Genomic DNA, 22697 nt, shown 5'->3' on the forward strand with positions numbered 1-22697 from the left:
TGCGGGATGCCCCGCTCAGGCTCGCGGAGCGTGCACGCGCTGCTGCGCCGCGAGCAGACCCTCGTCGACGATCAGCTCGACCGCGTCAGCGGCATCAGACAGCACGAACGGCAGCCGCGCGCGCTCGGTGGCCGGAAAGTCGCGCAAGACGTAATCCGCCGCCTCCTGGCGACCGGGAGGCCGCCCGACGCCGACGCGCACACGTAGGAACTCCGCCGTTCCGAGCGCCTTGATGATGTCGCGCACGCCGTTCTGGCCGCCGTGACCGCCGTCGGCCTTGAGCTTGATCGTCTCGAACGGCAGGTCGATGTCGTCGTGGATGACGATCGTGCGCTCCGGGGGGATGCCGAAATAGGCCGCGACGCTCGAGACCGGGCCGCCGGAGGTGTTCATGTAGCTCAGCGGTCGCGCGAGGATGAGCTTGGGGCCGCCGGGGCGCACGCGACCCTCGGCGAGCATCGTGGTCGTGCGGTGGCGGCTGAAGCGCACGCCCAGCCGCCCCGCGAGCTCGTCGAGCACCATCGCACCGACATTGTGTCGATTGCCGGCGTAGCCGGGCCCGGGGTTACCGAGCCCGGCCACGAGCCAGGTGCTACCGTCCACCGCACTCGCCTGCGAGCGTCGCTGCAGACCGAACATGGTGACGGGGTGCTCTGCTCGCTAGTCGTCAGACTCGGAGCCGTCGGCCTCGCTCGACTCTCCCTCGGCGGCTTCGCCCTCGTCCGTCTCGCTCTCGGCAGCCTCGTCGTCCTCGGCGACCGTTGCGCGCGGCACGGTGATGTTGACCACGAGCGCCTCGGGGTCGGTGATGAGCGTCGTGCCGGAAGGCAGCTGCACGTCGGAGGCGTGAATCTGGCTGCCCTCTTCGAGCCCCTCGATCGAGACCGTGAACGACTCGGGAATGTGGGTGGCCTCGGCCTCGACGGTGAGCGTGTTGTGATCGACCATCGCGATCGTGCCGGGAGCGGACTCGCCCTCGAGGTGCACGTAGACGTCGACGGTGACCTTCTCGCCCTTGCGCACGACGATCATGTCGATGTGCTCGATGAGCTGGCGCACCGGGTCCTTCTGCACGTCCTTGACGAGCGCGAGCAGCTTCTCGCCCTCGATGTCGAGCGTGACGATGACGTTCGACTTGCGCAGCAGGAGCGCGGTCTCGTGGCCGGGCAGCGCGATGTGGCGCGGGTCGGTGCCGTGGCCGTACACGACCGCGGGAATTTTGTGGGTGGCGCGCAGCTTGCGCGCCGCGCCCTTGCCGAAGGACGTGCGGTCCTCCGCGATGAGCTTGTTCTGGTCAGCCATGCTGATTCTCCTTGATCGGTGGGCGCGTGGCCCGGTCTGTGGTGTCGTCTCGAACGCGCGAACGCGTGAGGAAAGACCGTGAATGCCTTGCCCACCGCGTCGATCACGGAGCGTGAAGCACGCTCCCTCGCCGAAGTCCGCCCGTCAGTCTACCCGAGCCCGGGGCCCGCGAACACCGCCGCGATCTCTTCGGCGAGCGACTCGACGCTGCGCGCGGCGTCGACCTCGATGACGACCTCGTCGTCCTCCGGGTCATCGAGCGTCGCGAGCTGCGAGTCGAGCAGCCGCTCGGTCATGTAGTGGCCGCTGCGGCCCGCGAGACGCTCGGCGAGCAGCTGCCGCGATGCTCGCAGCAGCACGAACGCCGTGTGCGGAGCATCCTCTCGAAGTCGATCGCGGTAGGCGCGACGCAGAGCGCTGCAGGCCATGATGCACGGAGCGTCGTCGCGCAACGATGTCGCCACCGCGTCGAGCCACGGCGCCCGGTCGTCATCGGTGAGCGGGATGCCCGACCGCATCTTCTCGACGTTCGCCTCGCCGTGCAGGTCGTCAGCGTCGAGAAACTGCACGCCCGAACTCGCCGCGGCCGCGAGACCCACGGTGGTCTTGCCCGCGCCGGAAACACCCATGAGGACGAGCGCGATGGGGCCGCTCAGAGCGCGCCCCGCGACGGCTGACCGACGATGACGGGGGTGAGCCGGGTGACGGCGACCGGCTCGCTCAGGAGCCCCTCGAGCGCGGCGACGAGCTCGACGACGGCGTCGCTGCTGCCGTGCGCGTCGAGCTCGGCCTCAGAGCTCCACTTCTCGAGCATGACGATGCTGCCGTCCGGCGCATCGTGGATGGCGTACAACTCGCACCCGGGCTCGTCGTGCACTCGGGGAATCGCCGTGCGCAAGGCGCTCAGCACCGCATCGCGGCTCTCGGCGCGCGGGTGGAAGTAGGCGGTGACGACGACGGGGTCGGGGGAGGTCATGCGCTTCACGCTACCGGCCGAACCGCTCGAGCGGGGAGGCTCTAGGCTGGAGGACGCTGTGCGGTCGCGCCCCGCGGCCCGCGCAGACCTCAGCCGCCCCGAACCCGCAGGAGCACCTCGTGACCCAGCCCACCGCCAACATCGGAGTCGTCGGACTCGCCGTCATGGGGTCGAACCTGGCCCGCAACCTCGCCAGCCGCGAGGGCAACACGGTCGCCGTCTACAACCGGTCGTACGAGAAGACCGAGACGCTGCTGACCGAGCACCCCGAGGCCGGCTTCATCGCGACGACGGACTACGCCGAGTTCGCGGCGTCGCTGCAGACGCCGCGCACCGCGATCATCATGGTGCAGGCCGGGCGCGGCACCGACGCCGTCATCGACGCGCTCACCGAGGTGTTCGAACCGGGCGACATCATCGTCGACGGCGGCAACGCGCTCTTCACCGACACGATCCGCCGCGAGAAGACGGTGCGTGAGACGGGCATCAACTTCGTCGGCGCCGGCATTTCCGGCGGCGAAGAGGGAGCCCTGCTCGGCCCCTCGATCATGCCGGGCGGCTCCGCCGAAGCCTGGGTCACCCTCCAGCCGATCCTCGAGTCCATCGCCGCCGTCGCCGAAGGCGAGCCGTGCGTCACCCACGTCGGCACCGACGGCGCCGGTCACTTCGTCAAGATGATCCACAACGGCATCGAGTACGCCGACATGCAGCTCATCGCCGAGGGCTACGACCTCCTCCGCAGCGTCGGCGGGCTCGACCCCGCCGAGATCGCCGACATCTTCGCCGAGTGGAACACCGGCGAGCTCGAGAGCTACCTCATCGAGATCACGGCCGAAGTGCTGCGCCAGGTGGACGCCGAGACCGGCAAGCCCCTCGTCGACGTCATCCTCGATCAGGCCGGCGCCAAGGGCACCGGGGCCTGGACGGTCAAGAGCGCCCTCGACCTCGGCGTACCCGTGAGCGGCATCGCCGAGGCCGTCTTCGCGCGCTCGCTCTCTTCCAAGCCCGCGCAGCGCGCGGCCGCCTCCGACATGCCCTCGGGCGCCGAGAAGTGGCAGGTCACCGACCGCGACGCCTTCATCGAGGATGTTCGGCGCGCGCTCTTCGCGTCCAAGATCATCGCCTACAGCCAGGGGTTCGACGCGATCGTCGCCGGCGCCGAGGAGTACGGCTGGAGCATCGAGAAGGGTGACATCGCGAAGATCTGGCGAGCGGGCTGCATCATTCGCGCTCGCTTCCTCAACCGCATCACCGAGGCCTACGCCGAGCAGCCCGACCTCGTCGCGCTGGTGACCGCGCCCTACTTCTCCGACGCCGTCGCCGGCGCCCTGCCCTCCTGGCGCCGGGTCGTCGCCGGCGCCGCGCTCGCCGGCATCCCGACCCCCGCCTTCGCATCGTCCCTCTCCTACTACGACGGTCTTCGCGCCGACCGCCTGCCTGCCGCGCTCGTGCAGGGTCAGCGCGACTTCTTCGGGGCCCACACCTACAAGCGCATCGACAAAGAGGGCACGTTTCACACGCTGTGGAGCGGCGACCGCAGCGAGATCAGCGCCGTCGACGCGCACTGACGACGTTCCTACGGGTCGGTGCGGGAGTACTTCGCTCGCGCGAGGGTCTGATCGCCGCTCACGCGGCCCACAAACCAGCGGGTGAAGAGCAGCAACCCGGGCACAAGGAGCGCGACGAGAGCGGCACCCGTCGAGAGTGACACGACGAGCACCGTCGCGACAGACTCCCCCGAGATCGGCTCTCCCCCGCGCAGTGCCCCTGCGGCAGCCGTGATGAGAACGCTCGCGGCATAGGCCGCGAGCGTCGTGAGAGCGACGGCCGGCGCGACCGTCGCTCGCCGAGACGTCGCGTACCAGACACCGGCGAGGGCAGCGGCCTGAGCTGCGGCGCCCACGAGCCACTCTGGCTGCGTCCAGAAGTAGAGCTGCGGCGCACCGCCCAGCGCGAGCGAGCCGAGCAGCCCGACCGCGCCCTGCAGCCCCCACACGAGCGCTGCGCTCACGACCGCCCACGCGAGCGTGCGACCGGCGCCGAGCGCGGCGACCGCACGGCCCGAGGTGTCCGCGATCGCTCCCGTGCGTCGCGAAGGCGGCGCCTCATCGAGGTCGGACTGCCACGCCGGCTCGTCCGACCCCAGCGGGCGGGGCGCGATGAACGACTCGATGCGCACGCCCGCGACGCTCAGCGGCGGGTCGAGCACGAGGGTCTCCCCCCAGAAGGTGTCGATCGTGCGGCCCGGCAGGTCGGACGGCGCCGGCGCTGTCGCGAACGCGGATGCGGCGGCCGAGCCGGTCTGCGAGGAGAGCCTGGCGTCGCGCAGCGACTGCAGCTCGAACGCTGTGCGCGCCAGCGAGAGTCGGCTCAGCGACCCCGCACCGGTGTGACGAGCCCGTGCGACCCCGCGCAGGGCTGCCGCCGCCGCGAACCAGCCCGTGGCATGATCGAGCGCTTGCACAGGCAGGGGCACCGGTGTCTCGGCAGCAGCATGCAGCATCCCGAGATGGGCGATGCCGGAGGACATCTGTACGAGGCTGTCGAGACCGCGCCGCCCGGCCCACGGGCCCGAATAGCCGTAGGCGTCGATCTGCACCTCCACGAGCCCGGGGCGTACGCGCTGGCGCGTTGCTGTATCGAGCCCCATCGAGTCAAGGGCTCCGGGGCGATAGCCGTGGACGAGGATGTCCGCCTCCGCGAGGAGAGCCAGCAGTTCCGCACGGTCCTCCACGTCATTGGTGTCGAGGCGCGTGCACCGCTTGCCGAGCGTCATGTCGGGCGCAACGGAGGGCTCGTTCCATGTCGGCGGATCGACCCGTAGCACGTCGGCGCCGAGCAGGGCGAGCACGCGCGTCGCGACGGGACCCGCGAGCACGCGGGTCAGGTCGAGCACGCGCACACCGGCGAGGGGCCGCTCAAGCACGCCTGCGGGGAAAGGACGACCCTCCTCGTGCACGTCCACCGCGACGAGAGGCTCCGCGGCTACCGCGATGCCCTGAGGATGCCGCGCCCACTGCTCGACGGACCGCATGACCGCGGCGCATCCGCCCCCGATCACGACCTCCGTCTCGAGCACGTCGCCGCTCCACTGCTCGACCGCGGCCGCGACCGCTGCGCGATCCGCCGGCTCCTGCACCCCGAGCACGCGCAGAGCGACCTCCCGGTGGTGAGGAGCGTTCGTGTGCAGACGAATCCAGCCGTCGGCGGTGCGGTAGTCGCCCGCGACCGGATCCCACGGCGAGGCGAGCGGCTGGAGTGGGCGAACCGCGGCCGAGAACCAGGCGTCGGCGAGAGGACCGTCGACGACGACCGAACCGCTCGCACTCGCCCCCTCGCTGGCCTCACTCCCCCGCGAGACGCCATCCGCGGCGGGGCTTCCGGACTCGTCGGCCAGCGTCGCGAGTGCGAGACCGACCGCGCCCACAGCGTGCGCGGCGAACGCGCTCACCGGGTACGCGCCGCCCAGGGTAGGCTCGCCCGTCACCGCGACGGCGTGGCTCTCGGTCATGCGTCCTCCCAGGGTCGACTCGGCGGTGCGGCGCCACGGCTGACGGCGAGGAGACGCAGCAGCAGCCCCACCGCGAGGAGGGCAGCGGTTCCGAGCAGCGAGCTCCAGGGCAGGGCGGCGACCAGCAGAACGCAGCCGAGCAGCCCCACCACGGCGATGGCGCGGGGCTGCCAGCGGTGCTGCACCTCCTGCCGCAGCGCGGCGAGGTGCGCGATCGCGTAGTAGAGCAGCACCGCGGCGCTCGACGCCGCCACAAGCTGTGCCGGTTCCATCAGCAGCACGATCACGACAGCGACCGCGGCGATCACTCCCTCCGCGACGACGGGAGCGTTCGTGCGCGGCGACACCCGCGCGAGCGGTCCCGGCAGGTCGCCTGCGCGCGCCATCGCGAGCGACGTGCGGCTGAGGCCCGCGAGAATCGCCACGAGCGAGCCCAGGCAGGCGATGCCGGCGAGCGCAGCCACGAGCGGGCGCCACGACGGCGCGAGCAGGTCGGCGAGGGGCGAGGAGCTCGCGGCGAGCATCCCCGAAGCGAAGCGGTCGGTGAGGGTGAGCGCGATGACGGCATACAGGGCGAGCGTGATGGCGAGGGCCAACAGGATCGCCCGCGGCAGTGTGCGGCGCGGGTCTCGCACCTCTTCCCCCAGCGTGGCCATGCGGGCATAGCCGGCGAAGGCGAAGAAGAGCAGGGCGGCTGCCTGCAGCACGCCGTAGGGCGTTGTGGGCGTGAAGTCGAGAAAGAAGGTGCCGGAAGAAGGTTGCGCATAGGCCGCGATGAGCAGCCCAGCGAGCCCTGCGAGCACGACGGTCACGATGATCATCGATACTCGCGCCGTCGCGCGGATTCCCGTCATGTTCAGCACCGCGAGGATGGCGAGCACGCCAACGGCGAGAGGCACGCGGGCCTCGGGCCACAGGTACGCTCCCGCGATCGAGGCGATCGCCGCGGCCGAGGCCGTTTTGCCGGTCACGAAGAGCCACCCGGCGACGAATCCGGTCCACGGGCCGACCCAGCGACGTCCGAACGAGTACGTCCCGCCCGCGACCGGATGCGCCATCGCCAGTTGGGCCGACGAGAGGGCGTTGAGCGTCGCGACAACGGCGGCGATGAGCAGTGCGATGAGGAGCCCGCCCGCGCCGGCGACCGCCGACGCCGGCGCCCACACGAAGAACGCTCCAGCGCCGATCATCGAGGCGAGGCCGATGCCCGTCGCCCCGGCGACCCCGAGGCTGCGGACGAGCCCGCCGGGCGACGGCGGCGGCGCGGTCGAGCTCATGGACGCCAGACTAGCGGCGCGCACCGGGCGCTGAGCGGCCAGTGCGACACTGGAGGGGATGACCAACGACGAGAACCCCCGCGAGCTCGATGAGGAGCCTGACTACGGGGACGGATTCGACGACGAGGCGCGCACCCCGTGGGAGCGACGCCGCCGCGTCATGCGCATTGTCGCCCTTGTCACCATGGTCGCCATGGTCGTGCCCGGCGCGCTCACCTCCTGGGCGATCGCGCAATCCACGGCGGAGAGGTCGTGCCGCATCGCGGTCGACTTCTACGCCAACGAGCGCACGCCCTCCCGTGTGGCCTTCGAGCTCGGTTCGCCCGACACGCTCGGGTGGAACTGCTACGCCGTCGCCCCCACGGGCGAGGTGCGGGTTGCCCTTCTGGGACTCATCCCGGGCCCGCCGCGACTCGTGCCCACGACGCGCGTGTGACTCGCCTGACGGCTGGTGCGAGGCATCGCGCCAACGCGCACTGCACTCTCCCCGCCAGTCCGGGCCAGAATGAGCGCATGACCGTCATCGATCGCACCCGCCTCGCCGAGCTCACCGAGCGCGAGCAAGCCGCCTTCGCCGCGGCGCGACCCCGCTCGCGCGCCGCCTACGAGAGCGCTGACCATCTTTTTGGCCGCGTGCCCATGACGTGGATGAACAAGAAGTCGGGCGCCTTCCCGATCTACCTCGACCGCGCGCAGGGCAACCGCGTGTGGGATATCGACGGCCACGAGTACATCGACTTCGCCCTCGGCGACACGGGCGCGATGGCCGGGCACTCGAACCCGGCGGTGATCGAGGCGGTCACGCGCCGCATCGGCGAGCAGGGCGGCCTTGTGACGATGCTGCCGACGGAGGATGCCGAGTGGGTGGGCGCCGAGCTGTCGCGCCGGTTCCGCATGGACCGCTGGAGCTTCTCCTTGACGGCGACGGATGCGAATCGCTGGGCGATTCGACTCGTGCGCGCGATCACCGGAAAGCCGAAGATCCTCTTCCACTCGTACTGCTATCACGGATCGGTCGACGAGTCACTCATCGTCGTCGGGCCCGACGGCGAGGGCATGTCGCGCCCCGGAAACGTCGGCGCGCCCGTCGATGTGACCGAGACCTCTCGCGCTGCCGAGTACAACGACCTGCCTGGCCTCGAGCGCGCCCTCGCGCACGGCGACGTGGCCGCGGTGCTCATCGAGCCCGCGCTGACCAACATCGGCATCGTGCTTCCCGGGCCCGGCTACCTCGAGGGCGTCCGTGCGCTCACCCGCCAGTACGACGCGCTGCTCATCATCGACGAGACCCACACGTTCTCGGCCGGGCCAGGCGGCATGACGCGGGCCTACGAACTCGACCCCGACCTCGTGGTCATCGGCAAGTCGATCGGCGGGGGCATCCCGACCGGCGCTTATGGCCTGTCTGCCGAATTCGCCGAGCGTGCCCTCGCGCGCGACGACCTCGATCTCGTCGACATGGGCGGCGTCGGCGGCACCCTCGCGGGCAACCCTGTGTCCGTCGCCGCCATGCGCGCCACGCTGGAGCACGTGCTCACCGATGAGGCCTTCGCGCACATGATCGACACGGCGACGTACTTCACCGACGGCGTGAACGAGCTGTTCGATCGCTACGACCTGCCGTGGGCGATCAACCAGCTCGGGGCGCGGGCCGAGTACCGCTTCGCGCGCCCGTACCCGCGCAACGGAACGGAGGCCGCGCACGCCGCCGACGGCGAGTTGGAAGACTTCATTCACCTCTACCTGGCGAACCGGGGCATCATGCTCACGCCGTTCCACAACATGGCCCTCATGGCGCCCATGACGACGAGAGCAGACGTGGATGCTCACCACGAGGTCTTCCAGGCGTGCATCCGCGCGCTGCTCGCGCTGTAGGGCGGTCGCTGGGCGCGAGTGCGCCGCCTAGTGGCAACTGTGGGCGCTACCGACGGCGCAGTTGCCGCTCACGGGCACAGTTGTGCCCAAGCAGAGGTGCCCCGGCAGGTCAGGCGGCGCCGTCGAACATGCTGGTGACCGACCCGTCGTCGAACACCTCGTGGATCGCGCGGGCGAGGAGCGGGGCGATGGGCAGCACGGTGAGGCGGTCCCAGCGCTTGTCCTCCGGCACCGGCAGTGTGTCGGTCACGACGACCTGATCGATCGCCTCGTCCTGGAGGATCTCGAAGGCCGGGTCGCTGAAGATCGCGTGCGTCGCCGCGACGACGACGCCAGTCGCGCCCGACTTCTTGAGCGCCTCGGCCGCCTTGACGATCGTGCGGCCGGTGTCGATCATGTCGTCGACGAGCAGGCACACACGGCCCTCGACCTCGCCGACGATCTCGTGCACGGTCACCTGGTTGTGCACCATGGGGTCGCGGCGCTTGTGGATGATCGCGAGGGGCGCGCCGAGCTTCTGACTCCAGATGTCGGCGACACGCACGCGCCCCATGTCGGGCGACACGACCGTGAGCGTCGAGGGGTCGAGTTGGGCGCGGAAGTGCTCGAGCAGCACGGGCATCGCGAAGAGGTGGTCGACGGGCCCGTCGAAGAACCCCTGGATCTGTGCGGCGTGCAGGTCGACGCTCATGATGCGGTCGGCGCCGGCGGCCTTGAAGAGGTCGGCGACGAGGCGCGCGCTGATGGGTTCGCGCCCGCGCCCCTTCTTGTCCTGCCGCGAGTACGGGTAGAAGGGCGCGACGACCGTGATGCGCTTCGCCGAGGCGCGCTTGAGCGCGTCGACCATGACGAGCTGCTCCATGAGCGCCTCGTTGATGGGCTTGGCGTGCGACTGGATGACGAAGGCGTCGCAGCCGCGCACGCTCTCGTCGTACCGCGCGTAGATCTCCCCGTTGGCGAAGGTGCGCGCGTCAGTGTGCACCACATCGGTCTGCAGGTAGTCGGCGACTTGCGCGGCGAGTTCGGGGTGCGAGCGCCCCGACACGATGACGAGTCTCTTCTGGCCGGTGATCTTGATGCTGGCCACTGCTGCCCGCCTTCCGCCGCGTTGTGCGACTTGTCGTGTTCTGGTCGCCTACTCGGTCGCCGAGTCCTCATCGTGCGCGGATGCGGCCGCTGCCGCCTTCGCCGCAGCCGTCCCCGGGCGATTCGCCGCCACCCACCGTGGAACAGTGCGCTGCGGTGCGTGGTTCACCGCCAGGGCGCCAGCCGGAACATCCTTGCGAACCACCGTTCCTGCTCCCGTGTACGCTCCGTCCCCAATCCTAACGGGGGCGACGAACACGTTGTGCGAGCCGCTCCTCACGTGCGACCCGACCTCGGTGCGGTGCTTCTGCACGCCGTCGTAGTTGGCGGTGATCGTGCCGGCGCCGATGTTGGAGCCCTCCCCCACGGTCGTATCGCCGATGTAGCTCAGGTGCGGCACCTTGCTGCCGACCCCGATCACCGCGTTCTTGGTCTCGACGAAGGTGCCGATCTTGCCGTCCGTGGCGAGCTGGGTGCCGGGGCGCAGGTAGGCGAACGGTCCGACGGATGCGCCCGCCCCGATGACGGCGAGAGTGCCGTCGGTGCGGCTTACGCGTGCGCCCTGGCCCACCTCGCAGTCGGTGAGGGTCGTGTCGGGGCCGACGACGGCGCCGCGCGCGATCGCCGTTGCGCCCTTGAGCTGCGTGCCTGGCAGGATCTCGACGTCCTCCTCGAGCGTGACGGTGCGGTCGATCCACACGCTCGCGGGGTCGCTGATGGTGACGCCGGCGAGCTGCCAGCCGCGCACGATCATCTGGTTGAGGCGCAGGGCCGCGTCGGCGAGCTGCACGCGGTCGTTGACGCCGGCGACGATCCAGCTCTGGCCGGCCGGCAGGGCGGCGACGGGATGCTCGCTGCCGCGCAGCAGACCGATGACGTCGGTGAGGTACTTCTCCTGCGCCGCGTTGTCGGTCGAGACGAGGGCGAGGGTGTCGCGGAGCGGACGGCTGCTGAAGACGTAGGTGCCCGAGTTGATCTCCGTCACGGCGAGCTCGTCGTCGGAGGCGTCCTTCTGCTCGACGATGCGATCGAGCGCCCCGGCCGGGTCGCGCACGATGCGGCCGTACCCGGTCGCGTCATCGAGCACGGCGCTCAGCACGGTCGCGGCGGCCTCCGCGCCGCGGTGCCGCGCGAGCAGGGAGGCGAGAGTCTCGGCGTCGAGGAGCGGCACGTCACCCGAGACGACGAGCACGTCGCCATCGAAGTCGTCGGGCAGCGCGGCGAGACCCGCCTCGACTGCTCGGCCCGTGCCGGGAATCTCGTCCTGGTCGGCGATGATCGCGTGAGCATCCAGCTCGGTGATCGCGGCGGCGACCGCGTCGCGATCATGCCGCACCACGGCGACGACGTGCGCGGGGTCGAGGGCGCGGGCTGTCGCGAGAACGTGGCCGATGAGCGGCACGCCCGCAAGCGGGTGCAGCACCTTCGGGGTGCGCGACTTCATACGCGTGCCCTGCCCGGCGGCGAGAACGATGACGGCAAGGTGGCTGTCGGTCATGAGTCCATCATCTCGCACAGCACGACGTGTCGCGGTTTAGGCCTGTAGCTGCAACGCTCGTGGACACCCTCCACCATCGGCCTTGGGGTGGATCCAACGCCGGACGTAGTCTTCGCGGCGATTCCCAGAATGCCCGAGGCTCACAGAGTGCGCGATGCGTTGGCACGCACGCCCGGGTCCGGATCATTCTTCATGAGATCTCGTAGCTCCTGAGGTGTGCTGCTGTCCATCGACATTCGTCGGCGGTGGTCTACCCCATAGAACGCCAGATGGGTGATCGGAACGAGCTCCCCGTGCGGGCCGATCGGTGACCAATAGGGACGATGCTCGAACGGAGGTATCGACGCGGCAGTCGCATGCGCCTCATCCCACCGTCGACGCCAGTCGACGTCGACACTCCCGTAACTTGCCAGGAATCCGTCCATCGCTAAGACCCGTGCTCCGTCGGGCTCCGCACTGCCGTGTCCCTGAGAAGAGTTGGTTGTCGACGATGGCGCCCGTGGATCAACCGGCTTCCACGTTGTGACATCCCAACCCGCCGACTTCGCCCCCCGCTCGAACAGGGCGCCAAGAGCAAGTGCGGCGATCGTGGGAATCACGAGAGGGCCAACGCCTGCCCAACTCGCGCCCTCGAACATGGCCTGCCAAGCTCCGACAGCAAGACCCATCAACAGCAGTGTTCCTACGATCGTCAACATGACGGCAACGGAGCCGGCAAGCTTGCCCATCAGCTTCCCCTTTGATCGAAGACTACTGTGCCCACGCCGCAGCCAGCGCTTCAGCCTATGCGTGCTCCCGCTACGTCGCGCTCGACGCCTGGTCGGGCGTGTAGCCGCACTCGCGTAGGAGACGCTTGATGATTGCGCACAGCGCCGTGCATGGATTCGGCAGCACCCAAGCTCGAGCGCCGTCGATGGTGTGAAGCCCAGAGCGCGTCTTCGAAAACCGCCGCGACAATCTTGGTCCTCATGCGGGTCACTGGTTGCTCCCCTGTGTGTGCCGGAGCCGGTGCGGTAGGTCGTGAGGTCAGCCCGGCAGCTACGTCACAGTCGATTGTCAATCAGCATGCGGCGTCAGGGAGTCTCGGTGCGAATTCCGGCATTGTCGATATAAGTTGTAGTGGACTCAAGCGATATAAGTTATATTGATGATGACTGGACAAGCTTATGACTGTGAGGGGTAGAACCCATGGCAACGACCGCAAGCGCTGCCATCGACTTGCTCACAGCATCGGGTATCACCGTCGAGGTGAAGAGCTCCACTGACGCCGAGATCGCCGGCCGCCACGCGCGGCTGCGCACCAGACAATCACCGCCCTCTCCTTCAGACATTGCCGCCGAGCGCGAAGACCGTGTCGTGGTCTACGTCGTCCCACGTCTGACGGAGAGTCTCGCCCGCCTCGCATCAGGTGACGCCAACATCGCTGTAGTCGCAACCACAGACGGAGTCGTCTGGTGGAACCGTCAACGGTACGAACCAGAGCCACAGCACTCGGCGATCCGCGCACATCGGGGAAGGACCGCGTGGGCGCGGTTCGGCCTACTCCGAGCACTTGTCCGCAGTCGACGTCCACGTACGCAACGAGAACTCGCAGCGGAGATCGGCGTGACGCAAGCGGCGGTCTCGCAGAATCTCAGTCGTTTGCAAGGTCGCGCGAAGAAGACGTCTCAAGGATGGGTCGCGACTGATCGGCGGGAAGTTGCGGAGCTCTTCATGACCGAATACCCGGGGGCCGGAGGGATCACGCAGTACTGGTACGGACTCAACCCGATCGTTCAGCAGGCACAGCTCGCGTCGCGTCATGATGAGACCGTGCTGTGGTCGGGAGACGCCGCGGCAGACCTCATGGTTCCGTGGCGCACGCCCAGAACGGCCGTCGTCTACGCCCGAACAGGGCTCCGGCTCGCCGCGGAAGGCTTCGCAGAGTCGACGCCCGGGAAAGCGACTCTGGCCGTCACCGTGCCGGCAGACCAGACGATCTGGCCGATCGCCGCCGCTTACGCACGAAAGAAGATCAGCGAGAACGCCATTGTCGATCCCCTTCTCTGCGCGTACGACGTTCGCGAAAGCGGGGGCTCCGATGTGGATCAAGCCGTGGAGCGGCTCATTCACTACGCCACAGACGGATGGCACGACAGTGATTGAGGTCGACGCCATCACGATCTCCACGAGCACTGCCGACGACCTGGCCTACCGCGCACTGGCGGACGTATGCGACATCACGCGTCTCCACAACGTTCGCGTGGTTGGCGGCCAGATGGTCAATCTTCTCCTCACGGCGTTTCCCGCGAGGCAGGCAGTGCCCCGTCGTACCGCAGATGCCGATGCCGCGATTGACACCGAACTCGCCAGCTCCGGTGTTGCTCACCACCTGCTCATTCAGGCGGGCTACGAGGCGCAGTCCGGCAACAGTTACACCAGACAAGAGCGGCAGATCGACCTGCTCGTGCCCAGTCGCACAGGTCGATTCCAGACCGAGCAACTCGGAGGGCGCGGATTCGACGCGGCGCCGGGACTGAGCCTCGCACTTGCCAGCGAGCCGATAGTCATTCGGGCAAGTGTCGAATTACGTGACGGCGAAGTGCTGACGTTCGCCGCACGCGTGCCGACGGTCGAGATTGCCACCGTGATCAAGGCGAGTTCATTTCGGAGCCGGAGAGCCGACCGCGACCTCGTTGACCTGCACAACCTCCTATGGATCGTCGAGAATCTCGAGCCGGACTCGATCGGTGGATGGACGCTCAACAAGCCGCAGAGAGCCGCTCGGCGCGATGCGCAACGCGCCTTGACGGACATTGCGACATCACTGAGCGCTCGCTCCACACGACCGCAACTAGAAATCAACACTGAAGCGCTCGTCGCACTCATCAGGCGTCATGTTGTTGCGCGCACGTGAGAGATCGCGTCAACCATCGCGGTGTCGACGCCAACTCACGGCAGGGCTCCAGCTACTCTCACGCCGGAGCGGCGCTGTGGCGCCGCTCCGCCCCCAGGACTCGAACCTGGACCTCACAGCTCCAAAGGCTGTCGTGCTGCCATTACACCAAGGCGGATCGTGCTCCCGCGAGGAGCCGCATCCAGTCTGCCAGAGCGAGGCTCGTGCGCCCGCCGAGCGATGTGCAGGCTCGCACCTCGATAATGGGGGGATGACGCAGCCGGACGAGGTCGACCGCATCGTCGACGCGTGGCGCCGCGAGCGCCCCGACCTCGACGTCGAACCGCTGCAGGTGCTCTCACGTGTGAGCCGACTTGCGCGCCACCTGGACCGTGCACGCAAGGCCGCGTTCGCGGCCTCCGAGCTCGAGTCGTGGGAGTTCGACGTGCTCTCTGCCCTGCGCCGCGCCGGCGAACCCTACGAGTTGAGCCCCAAGGCGTTGCTGCAGCAGACGCTCGTGTCGAGCGGCACGATGACCAATCGGGTCGACCGGCTCACCGTGCGCGGGCTCGTCGAGCGTCATACCGACCCGAACGATGGGCGCAGCATCCGGGTCAGGATGTCGGCGGAGGGGCGCAGCCGCGTCGATCGCGCCATCGGCGTGCTGCTGCAGAGCGAGGCCGAGCTGCTGGAGCGCTTGCCACGCGCCGACCAGACTCAGCTCGCCGACCTTCTGCGCACGCTCGGCGCCGGCTTCGACGAGCTGCCCGCCTGAGCGACGCCTACGCGCTCGCCATGAGCGGCAGCACGAACGCGATGATCGTCGCGATGGCGCCGACCGTCGTGAGGATGCCGCCGAGAGTCAGCAGCACGCGGCCGTCATGCGCGGGGTCGTCGAGGCGGGGCGTGTCGGGCCGCGAGGGATGCACCCAGACGGTGCGGGCATCCCCGACTGCGGGGATCTGGCCCGTGAGCGGCGAGGTGCTCTCGCGCACGTCGCCCTCCGCGCCGAACCAGCGGATCTTCGCGTCGCGGTCGCGCACCGTCGCGACGACGGCCTTCGCCGTCGTGTATCGGCTCGACCAGGCCCGGCGGCCGATGCCGACCGCGAGGAGGACGATGCCGACGGGGAGCGCGAGCCACGCGAAGACCTCGGCGGCGATGGCGATGGCGTCGAGGGGCTCGGTCACCCTCACATCGTACGGCCAGTCGGGCTCAGGCGGTGGGGACGAGCTCGGCGAGAAGCGCCTGAATGCGGCCCTTGATGTCGTCGCGGATCACGCGCACCGACTCGATGCCCTGCCCGGCCGGGTCGTCGAGCTGCCAGTCCTCGTAGCGCTTGCCGGGAAAGATCGGGCACGCGTCGCCGCAGCCCATCGTGATAACGACGTCGGATGCCCGCACGGCGTCGGTCGTGAGCACCTTCGGAGCGCTGCCCGCGATGTCGATGCCCTCCTCCGCCATCGCCTCGACGGCGACCGGGTTGATCTGATCCTTCGGCTCCGAGCCGGCAGAGAGCACCTCGACCCGGTCGCCGGCGAAGTGGCGCAGATACCCCGCCGCCATCTGCGAGCGCCCCGCGTTGTGCACGCAGACGAAGAGGACGGTGGGGGTGTCAGTCACGAATGCTCCCGAAGGGTTGGGCGTGGGCGGTGTCACCTGAGCGGTCCGCCGTATTGATGAGTGTCAATGAAGAGGATACGCTCGCTCCAGCGATCGATGTCCATGACACCGAGCCCGCGTGAACGCGCGGTGAACGAGGGGATGCTCGCATGACGACCCGAGAACTGCTGCCCGTCATCGACGTCGCAGCCTGCTGCTCGCCCCTCACCCGGGAGACGATCAGCGCCGACCATGCCGACGATCTCGCCCGCTCGCTCAAGGCGCTCGCCGACCCCGCGCGGCTGCGGCTCATCTCGATCGTCGCCGCGAGCGAGGGCGCCGAAGCCTGCGTGTGCGACCTGACCGCGCCGCTCGGCCTCAGCCAGCCGACCGTCTCGCACCACCTGAAGGTACTCGTCGACGCCGGCTACCTCGAGCGCGAGAAGCGCGGCACGTGGGCGTACTTCCGCCTCGTGCCCGGCTCGCTCGACTCGGTCGCCCACCTCCTCGTGACCGTCTGAGCCGACGACGCATGACCGCTGCCCCGCTGCCCCGCCGCCTGCTCGCCGAGTACCTTGGCAGCGCACTGCTGGCGGCGATCGTCATTGGCTCGGGCATCATGGCGACGACGCTCACGCCCGACGTCGGCGTGCAGCTGCTCATCAACGCGATCGCCACGGCGTTGGGCCTCACCGTGCTCATCCTCGTGTTCGGCCCCGTCGGCGGCGCTCACCTCAACCCCGCCGTGACCCTCGCGATCGCGACCCTCGGCGGCCTGCGGTGGCGCGATGCGCCCGCGTACGTCGCCACACAGGTCGCGGGATGCGCCTCCGGCGCGGTTCTCGCCAACGCCATGTTCGCCTTGCCCGCCGTGACCATCAGCACGACCGAGCGCGCGACCGCCGCCACCCTGCTCGCCGAGGTCGTTGCCGCGGCGGGTCTCGTACTCGTCATCCTGGCGCTCGTGCGCTCGAACCGGCTCGACTGGGTGGCCGCCGCGGTCGGCGCCTACATCGGCTCGGCGTACTTCTTCACCGCGTCCACGAGCTTCGCGAACCCGGCCATCACGATCGGGCGGATGCTGTCAGACACCTTCGCGGGAATCGCCCCGGCGAGCGCCCCGGGCTTCATCGCCGCGCAGCTGTTGGGCGCCGCGATCGCCGTCGGGCTCGCTGTGCTGCTCTACCCGCGCACCGTGACGGTCGTGGCCGATTCGCAGCGCGGCAGCAGCGGCTAGCATCGGCGCATGCCCTTCTGGCGACGCTCCCCCACCGCTGACGCCCACCTGCCGAAGCATGACCGCGGCAGCGGCTCGCTCGACGACTACGACTACGACCTCGTGCCGAACAAGAAGTCGACCACGATGCGGCTCGCGGGCAGCGACGCCCACCAGGACGAGCTCGCGGCGCTCAGCGGCGAAGATCCCGAGACGCTCACCACGGCGACACCGGCCCGCTCTCTCGAGCAGGAGAAGGTGGATGCTCCGCTTGAGATCCGCGTCTTCGCCGGGCGCCGCGTGAGCGGCGTGGTCGGCACCGTTCCGCGCGGGCTCGAGGGCGTCGTCGACGAGGCGATCCGCCGGCTGGAGGGTCGCGGCGACAAGCCGCGCATCCCGATCGTGATCGCCGCCACGAAGAACGGCTACCGCGTCGACCTGCAGATGGGGCTCACCCGCTGACGATGGGTCGCGAGGCGCCCGCCTCGGTCAGTGCGCGGCGCCCAGGTGGCCGGCAAGCCGCCCGTGCAGCGCTGACGACGCATCGTTCATGTCGATGATCTCGACGGTCTTGCCGTAGCGGGCGTACTTCGTCGTGATCGCATCGAGTGCCGCCACCGTCGACGCGTCCCAGATGTGCGACCGGGAGAGGTCGATGACGATCTCGTCCGGGTCGTCCTTGTACTGGAACTGTGTCGTGAGGTCGTTGCTGGAGGCGAAGAACAGTTCCCCGTTGACGCGGTAGAGCGCGGAGAAGGTGCCGTCCCGCTCCTCGACAATGCGACGGTCGACGGTCGCGAAGTGCGCGACCCTGCGGGCGAAGAGCACCATCGCGACGATGACCCCCAACCCGACGCCGATCGCGAGGTTGTGCGTGATCACGACCGCGACGACGGTCGCCACCATGACGGTGGTCTCACTCTTGGGCATGCGCTTCAGGGTGTTCCACTGCACGCTGTGCCAGTCGAAAGTGGCGTAGGCCACCATGATCATGACGGCGACGAGAGCGGCCATCGGGATGACGGCGACGACGTCGCCGAGCAGCAGAACGAGGGCGAGGAGGAACACCCCCGCGAAGAAGGTCGACAGCCGCGTGCGGGCGCGGGATACCTTCACGTTGATCATCGTCTGGCCGATCATCGCGCACCCGCCCATGCCGCCGAACAGGCCGCTGAGCACGTTGGCGACGCCCTGCCCGTACGCCTCGCGGGTCTTGCGAGACGGGGTGTCGGTGATGTCGTCGACGAGCTTCGCCGTCAGGAGGGACTCGAGCAGGCCCACGACCGCGAGCGCGATTGCGTACGGCCCGATGATGCCGAGCGTCTCGAGGTTCAGCGGAACATCCGGCCACAGCAGCTCGGGCAGGCTCTCGGGCAATTCGCCCTGATCGCCCACGGTGGGCATGGTGATCGACATCCACACCACGAGCACCGTCACGACGACGACCGCGACGAGCGGAGCGGGCACGACGGTCGTGAGACGGGGCATCCCGATCATGATCAGCAGACCGAGGGCGACGAAGGGGTAGACCTCCCACGGCACGCCGAACAGGTACGGGAACTGCGCCGTGAAGATGAGGATCGCGAGCGAGTTGACGAAGCCCACCATCACGGAGCGCGGGATGAAGCGCATGATCTTCGCGACGCCCGCCGCCGCCATGACGACCTGGATGAGCCCGCCGAGGATGACCGTGGCGATGAAGTAGTCCGTGCCGTACTCGCGCGCGACCGGTGCGATGACGAGTGCGATCGCCCCCGTCGCCGCGGTGATCATGGCGGGGCGTCCGCCGAGGAAGGCGATCGAGACGGCCATGACGAAGGACGAGAACAGGCCGACCCGGGGGTCGACGCCCGCGATAATCGAGAACGAGATCGCCTCGGGGATGAGCGCGATCGCGACGACGAGACCCGCGAGAACCTCGCGGGTGAGGATACGCGGGCTGCGCAGAGCAGTGATCGTCTGCGACGAGCGCAGGAGGGCACGGGGAGAAGCAGCCACGAAGGCTCCCAACTGGTGGGGCCGAGGAGGCCGAGAACAAGAAGCAGGGGGCGCGGCACCGCGCTGAAGGTTTGCGCCGTGACGGCGCCGTACCAGCCTACCCGAGCAGCTCGCCGAGCTCGAGCCAGCGCGTCTCGACCGTTGCGAGTTGCGCCTCGAGCGCGCGCACCTGCTCGTGCAGGGCAGCCATCCCGGTGTAGTCGGCGGGATCGTGCTCGGCGAGCTGCACGTGTAGCGCGTCGATCTGGCCCTGCAGCTTCGCGATCTTGCGGTCGGCGGCAGCGAGCTCCTTCTCAGCGTTGCGCTTCTCGGCACCAGACAGCCGTGAGGCCGGGGCAGGGGTCGAGGATGCTCCGCCCGATTCGGTGACGGAGGCGACGGTCGCGCGCCCCGCATCCTGCGATCCCGTGGGCGCCGCGGCGGACGCCGCGATGCGCAGATACTCGTCGACGCCACCCGGCAGGTGCCGCAGCCGGCCGCCCAGGATCGCGTACTGGTTGTCGGTCACGCGCTCCAGCAGGTAGCGGTCGTGGCTCACGACGATGAGCGTGCCCGGCCACGAATCGAGCAGGTCCTCGATCGCGGCGAGCATGTCGGTGTCCATGTCGTTCGTGGGCTCGTCCATGATGAGCACGTTCGGCTCGTCGAGCAGGATGAGCAGCAGCTGAAAGCGGCGCTTCTGGCCACCGGACAGGTCTTTCACCGGAGTCGAGAGCTGTGCCGAGGTGAAACCCATGCGCTCGAGCAGCTGCCCCGGCGTGAGCTCTTTGCCGCCGGTCACATAGGTCGTGCGCTTCTCGGCGATCACGGCGCTCACGCGCTGGTGGGCGACGGCGCTCAGGTCGCCCAGCTGCTGGTCGAGCGTCGCGACGACGACGGTCTTGCCGCGCTTCACGCGGCCGGTGGTCGGCTCGAGCGAGCCGTCGATGAGCTTCAGCAGGGTCGACTTGCCGGCGCCGTTAATGCCGAGAATGCCCGTGCGCTCGCCGGGCGCAATGCGCCATTCGACGTCGTGGAGGATCTCGGTGTCGCCGAAACTCACACTCACGTCGAGCAGGTCGATGACGTCCTTGCCGAGGCGCGAAGTCGCCATCTGCGCGAGCTCCACCGTGTTGCGCAGGGGAGGCACGTCGGCGATGAGCGCGTTGGCCGCTTCGATGCGGAACTTCGGCTTGGCCGTGCGGGCAGGGGCGCCGCGTCGCAGCCAGGCGAGCTCCTTCTTCATGAGGTTCTGCCGCTTCGACTCCATGGTGGCCGCCTGGCGGTCGCGCTCCATGCGCTGCAGCACGTATGCGGCGTAGCCGCCCTCGAAGGGTTCGACGATGCGGTCGTGCACCTCCCACGTGTCCTGACTGATCTCGTCGAGGAACCACCGGTCGTGCGTCACGACGAGCAGGGCGCCCTGACCGCGCGGCCAGCGCCGCTTCAGGTGCTCGGCGAGCCAGGCGACGCCGCCGATGTCGAGGTGGTTGGTCGGCTCGTCGAGCACGACGATGTCCCACTCCCTGCTGAGGAGCGCGGCGAGCGCGACGCGGCGCCGCTGCCCGCCACTCAAGTCGTCAACCAGTGTGCTGCCGGGAATGTCGGCGATGAGCCCCGCGAGCACGTCGCGCACGTTTGCGTCGCCCGCCCACTCGTGCTCGTCGCGGCCGCCGACGACGGTGTCGATGACCGTGCGGCCCGTGCCCAGGTCATCGGTCTGGTCGAGCATCCCGAGGGTCACGCCGCGGCGGCGCGTGACGCGGCCGTCGTCGGGCTCCTGGAGGCCGGCGAGGATGCGCAACAGGGTGGACTTGCCGTCGCCGTTGCGCCCGACGACGCCGATGCGGTCGCCGTCGCCGACGCCCACCGTGACGCCCTCGAGGACGATGCGGGTGGGGTATTCGACGCGGAGCTGCTCGGCTCCCAGCAGGTGGGCCATTCGGCACAGCCTAGGTGCTGGTCCTGGGCGCGGCAGGGCAGAATAGGGGAATGCCTGCCGACGAGTCTCGCCCGACGCCCGCCGACTCCGCCCCCACTGACGAACCCCTGCCGGGGGCGAGCGCGCCCGGTGCGGTGGAGCCGGTCGAGACCCGACCGATCCGCCAGGTTCTGCCGTGGACCCTGGTGTGGGCGGCGAGCATCATCCTGTTCGATCAAGGCACCAAGTACTGGGCGGAGGCCACCCTCGAGCGCGGCGTCGGTGTGCCCGTGATCGGCGACGCGATCGAATGGCGCCTCGTCTACAACCCCGGTGCGGCGTTCGGCATCGGCGGCGACTACACGTGGATCCTGGCTATCGTCGCCGCGATCGCGGTGGTCGGCATCGCCGTCTTCGTGGCGCGCATCTCGAGCGTGCCGTGGGCCCTGGCGGGCGGAGCACTGCTGGGCGGGGCGATCAGCCACCTCGGCGATCGACTGTTCCGTGAGCCGGGTTTCGGGCGCGGTGAGATCGTCGACTTCATCGACTACTTCGGGTTCTTCGTCGGCAACGTGGCCGACATCGCGCTCGTCGGAGGAGCGATCGCGATCGTGCTGCTGAGCCTGATCGGCGTCAGCCCGAGACGACCCGTGCACCGTGCACAGGACCCGTCGCCCGCAGCACCGTCAGCCGGGACGCACTGAGCGCTACCTGCAGCTCGAGCGCGGCATCCGCATCGGCCGCCAGGAAGGCGACCGTCGGCCCCGAACCGGAGACGATGCCCGCGAGTGCTCCCTGCAGCTCGCCCTGCTCGAGGGTCTGCGCGAGCTCCGGCTGCAGGTGCAGGGCGGGCGCCTGCAGCTCGTTGTAGAGGTACTCGGCGAGCTGATGGGCGTCACCCGCGCGCAAGGCCTGCAGCACCTCGACCTCGACCGCCGGCTGCTCTGGCGCCGGAGCGATGTCGCTCGCGTGGCGCTCGCGATGCCGGTCGAGCTCGGCGTAGACCTCGGGCGTCGACAGGCCGGAGTCGGCAAGCGCCAGCACCCAGTGGAAGGTGCCCTGCGCGAGGGCGGGTGAGAGCCGGTCACCCCGACCCGTGCCGACGGCCGTGCCGCCCATGAGGGCGAAGGGAACGTCTGCGCCGAGCTCGGCGGCGAGAGTCTGCAGCTCGTCTCGGCCCAGTCGCGTGCCCCACAGGTGGTCGCACGCTACGAGCGTCGCGGCCGCGTCGGCAGAGCCGCCCCCCATGCCGCCGGCGACCGGTACGTGCTTCTCGATGTCGAGCGCGACACCGCCCCGATAGCCGGTCGTGCGGGCGAGCAGTCGGGCAGCGCGAATGGCGAGATTGCTGCCGTCGGTCGTGAGGTCGCGCGTGTCGATCGGGCCACGGAAGCGCACCGAGAAGTCGTCCGCATCACGGGCGAAGACCTCCTCGTAGAGTGAGATCGCCTGGTAGGCCGTGGCGACGTCGTGGTAGCCGTCGTCGAGGAGAGCGCCGACCTTCATGAAGACGTTGATCTTGCCCGGCGCCCTCGCGTGCACCACAGGAGGGGTCGCCGCTGCCGTCATGTCACCAGCCTA

24 protein-coding genes and 1 tRNA gene are annotated in these 22697 nt (G+C 69.3%); 10 read left to right on the forward strand and 15 right to left on the reverse strand.

Annotation, left to right across the window (positions count from 1 at the left end):
- Positions 1-15: 15 nt before the first annotated feature.
- From pth to RJQ01_RS06665, 4 genes are all read right to left on the reverse strand, one after another.
- Positions 16-603: an aminoacyl-tRNA hydrolase gene (pth, locus tag RJQ01_RS06650; protein WP_350475948.1), complete on the reverse strand. Its 588-nt coding sequence runs from the start codon at positions 601-603 to the stop codon at positions 16-18.
- Between the two features lie 57 nt (positions 604-660).
- A complete protein-coding gene (locus tag RJQ01_RS06655) occupies positions 661-1302 on the reverse strand; it encodes a 50S ribosomal protein L25/general stress protein Ctc (protein WP_350475949.1) in 642 nt (213 codons plus the stop codon).
- Positions 1303-1451: 149 nt separating this feature from the next.
- Entirely contained in the window at positions 1452-1931 is a 480-nt protein-coding gene (locus RJQ01_RS06660; RefSeq protein WP_350475950.1) for a gluconokinase, read from the reverse strand.
- A 23-nt stretch (positions 1932-1954) separates the two neighbouring features.
- The gene (locus RJQ01_RS06665) at positions 1955-2278 is read right to left on the reverse strand and encodes a putative quinol monooxygenase (protein ID WP_350475951.1); all 324 of its coding nucleotides are present in this window, start codon (positions 2276-2278) and stop codon (positions 1955-1957) included.
- Positions 2279-2442: 164 nt separating this feature from the next.
- On the opposite strand from RJQ01_RS06665, the gene gnd reads away from it, so the two are divergent.
- Positions 2443-3846: an NADP-dependent phosphogluconate dehydrogenase gene (gene gnd, locus RJQ01_RS06670; protein ID WP_350476072.1), complete on the forward strand. Its 1404-nt coding sequence runs from the start codon at positions 2443-2445 to the stop codon at positions 3844-3846.
- 8 nt (positions 3847-3854) lie between these two features.
- On the opposite strand, the gene RJQ01_RS06675 is transcribed toward gnd, so the two are convergent.
- Positions 3855-5789 carry a CoA transferase gene (locus RJQ01_RS06675; RefSeq protein WP_350475952.1) on the reverse strand — a complete coding sequence of 645 codons (1935 nt, stop codon included), beginning with the start codon at positions 5787-5789 and terminating at the stop codon, positions 3855-3857.
- Complete coding sequence (locus RJQ01_RS06680; protein WP_350475953.1) at positions 5786-7066, reverse strand: APC family permease; 1281 nt, start codon at positions 7064-7066, stop codon at positions 5786-5788. Before RJQ01_RS06680 ends, RJQ01_RS06675 begins: the two co-directional genes overlap by 4 nt.
- Before the next feature lie 58 nt (positions 7067-7124).
- Here RJQ01_RS06680 and RJQ01_RS06685 point away from each other — a divergent pair, with 58 nt between their 5' ends.
- Positions 7125-7502 (forward strand): hypothetical protein, encoded by a 378-nt coding sequence (locus RJQ01_RS06685; protein WP_350475954.1) that lies wholly within the window; start codon positions 7125-7127, stop codon positions 7500-7502.
- A gap of 77 nt (positions 7503-7579) precedes the next feature.
- On the forward strand, positions 7580-8941 hold the full coding sequence (locus RJQ01_RS06690) for a transaminase (protein WP_350475955.1): 1362 nt from the start codon (positions 7580-7582) through the stop codon (positions 8939-8941).
- A gap of 109 nt (positions 8942-9050) precedes the next feature.
- Here the strand turns inward: RJQ01_RS06690 and RJQ01_RS06695 are convergent, their stop codons facing one another.
- The 3 genes from RJQ01_RS06695 to RJQ01_RS06705 all read right to left on the reverse strand — a co-directional run bounded on the left by RJQ01_RS06695 (position 9051) and on the right by RJQ01_RS06705 (position 12253).
- Positions 9051-10028, reverse strand: a complete 978-nt coding sequence (locus RJQ01_RS06695) for a ribose-phosphate diphosphokinase (RefSeq protein WP_350475956.1) — start codon at positions 10026-10028, stop codon at positions 9051-9053.
- Positions 10029-10076: 48 nt separating this feature from the next.
- The gene (gene glmU, locus RJQ01_RS06700) at positions 10077-11525 is read right to left on the reverse strand and encodes a bifunctional UDP-N-acetylglucosamine diphosphorylase/glucosamine-1-phosphate N-acetyltransferase GlmU (RefSeq protein WP_350475957.1); all 1449 of its coding nucleotides are present in this window, start codon (positions 11523-11525) and stop codon (positions 10077-10079) included.
- A 140-nt stretch (positions 11526-11665) separates the two neighbouring features.
- Positions 11666-12253 (reverse strand): hypothetical protein, encoded by a 588-nt coding sequence (locus tag RJQ01_RS06705; protein ID WP_350475958.1) that lies wholly within the window; start codon positions 12251-12253, stop codon positions 11666-11668.
- A 985-nt stretch (positions 12254-13238) separates the two neighbouring features.
- Between RJQ01_RS06705 and RJQ01_RS06710 the strand changes: the two genes are divergently transcribed.
- Together RJQ01_RS06710 and RJQ01_RS06715 are read left to right on the forward strand one after the other, a co-directional pair.
- Positions 13239-13670, forward strand: a complete 432-nt coding sequence (locus tag RJQ01_RS06710) for a hypothetical protein (protein WP_350475959.1) — start codon at positions 13239-13241, stop codon at positions 13668-13670.
- Positions 13663-14421 carry a hypothetical protein gene (locus RJQ01_RS06715; RefSeq protein WP_350475960.1) on the forward strand — a complete coding sequence of 253 codons (759 nt, stop codon included), beginning with the start codon at positions 13663-13665 and terminating at the stop codon, positions 14419-14421. The genes RJQ01_RS06710 and RJQ01_RS06715 overlap by 8 nt, the downstream gene beginning before the upstream one ends.
- An 85-nt stretch (positions 14422-14506) precedes the next feature.
- Here the strand turns inward: RJQ01_RS06715 and RJQ01_RS06720 are convergent.
- Positions 14507-14578, reverse strand: a tRNA-Gln gene (locus RJQ01_RS06720).
- Positions 14579-14671: 93 nt separating this feature from the next.
- On the opposite strand from RJQ01_RS06720, the gene RJQ01_RS06725 reads away from it, so the two are divergent.
- Positions 14672-15175, forward strand: a complete 504-nt coding sequence (locus tag RJQ01_RS06725; protein WP_350475961.1) for a MarR family winged helix-turn-helix transcriptional regulator — start codon at positions 14672-14674, stop codon at positions 15173-15175.
- Between the two features lie 7 nt (positions 15176-15182).
- Here RJQ01_RS06725 and RJQ01_RS06730 read toward each other — a convergent pair whose 3' ends face one another.
- Together RJQ01_RS06730 and RJQ01_RS06735 are read right to left on the reverse strand one after the other, a co-directional pair.
- Entirely contained in the window at positions 15183-15590 is a 408-nt protein-coding gene (locus RJQ01_RS06730; protein WP_350475962.1) for a hypothetical protein, read from the reverse strand.
- Between the two features lie 25 nt (positions 15591-15615).
- Entirely contained in the window at positions 15616-16023 is a 408-nt protein-coding gene (locus tag RJQ01_RS06735) for an arsenate reductase ArsC (protein WP_350475963.1), read from the reverse strand.
- Between the two features lie 149 nt (positions 16024-16172).
- On the opposite strand from RJQ01_RS06735, the gene RJQ01_RS06740 reads away from it, so the two are divergent.
- Genes RJQ01_RS06740 through RJQ01_RS06750 form a run of 3 tightly spaced genes read left to right on the forward strand, consistent with a single transcriptional unit; the run spans position 16173 to position 17680 of the window.
- Positions 16173-16523 carry a metalloregulator ArsR/SmtB family transcription factor gene (locus tag RJQ01_RS06740; RefSeq protein ID WP_350475964.1) on the forward strand — a complete coding sequence of 117 codons (351 nt, stop codon included), beginning with the start codon at positions 16173-16175 and terminating at the stop codon, positions 16521-16523.
- 11 nt (positions 16524-16534) lie between these two features.
- Positions 16535-17239 (forward strand): aquaporin, encoded by a 705-nt coding sequence (locus RJQ01_RS06745; protein WP_350475965.1) that lies wholly within the window; start codon positions 16535-16537, stop codon positions 17237-17239.
- 9 nt (positions 17240-17248) lie between these two features.
- Positions 17249-17680, forward strand: coding sequence for a hypothetical protein (locus RJQ01_RS06750; RefSeq protein WP_350475966.1), 432 nt, complete (start codon positions 17249-17251; stop codon positions 17678-17680).
- 27 nt (positions 17681-17707) lie between these two features.
- Here the strand turns inward: RJQ01_RS06750 and RJQ01_RS06755 are convergent, their stop codons facing one another.
- On the reverse strand, positions 17708-19216 hold the full coding sequence (locus RJQ01_RS06755) for a SulP family inorganic anion transporter (protein ID WP_350475967.1): 1509 nt from the start codon (positions 19214-19216) through the stop codon (positions 17708-17710).
- A 97-nt stretch (positions 19217-19313) separates the two neighbouring features.
- Entirely contained in the window at positions 19314-21137 is a 1824-nt protein-coding gene (locus RJQ01_RS06760) for an ABC-F family ATP-binding cassette domain-containing protein (protein WP_350475968.1), read from the reverse strand.
- A 50-nt stretch (positions 21138-21187) separates the two neighbouring features.
- Here RJQ01_RS06760 and RJQ01_RS06765 point away from each other — a divergent pair, with 50 nt between their 5' ends.
- Complete coding sequence (locus RJQ01_RS06765; protein WP_350475969.1) at positions 21188-21820, forward strand: signal peptidase II; 633 nt, start codon at positions 21188-21190, stop codon at positions 21818-21820.
- Here the strand turns inward: RJQ01_RS06765 and RJQ01_RS06770 are convergent.
- Positions 21750-22685: a 4-(cytidine 5'-diphospho)-2-C-methyl-D-erythritol kinase gene (locus tag RJQ01_RS06770; RefSeq protein WP_350475970.1), complete on the reverse strand. Its 936-nt coding sequence runs from the start codon at positions 22683-22685 to the stop codon at positions 21750-21752. The two genes, RJQ01_RS06765 and RJQ01_RS06770, sit on opposite strands and share 71 nt — an antisense overlap.
- Between the last annotated feature and the right edge of the window lie 12 nt (positions 22686-22697).

The organism is Microcella sp. (assembly GCF_040286215.1).
Lineage (GTDB): Bacteria > Actinomycetota > Actinomycetes > Actinomycetales > Microbacteriaceae > Microcella.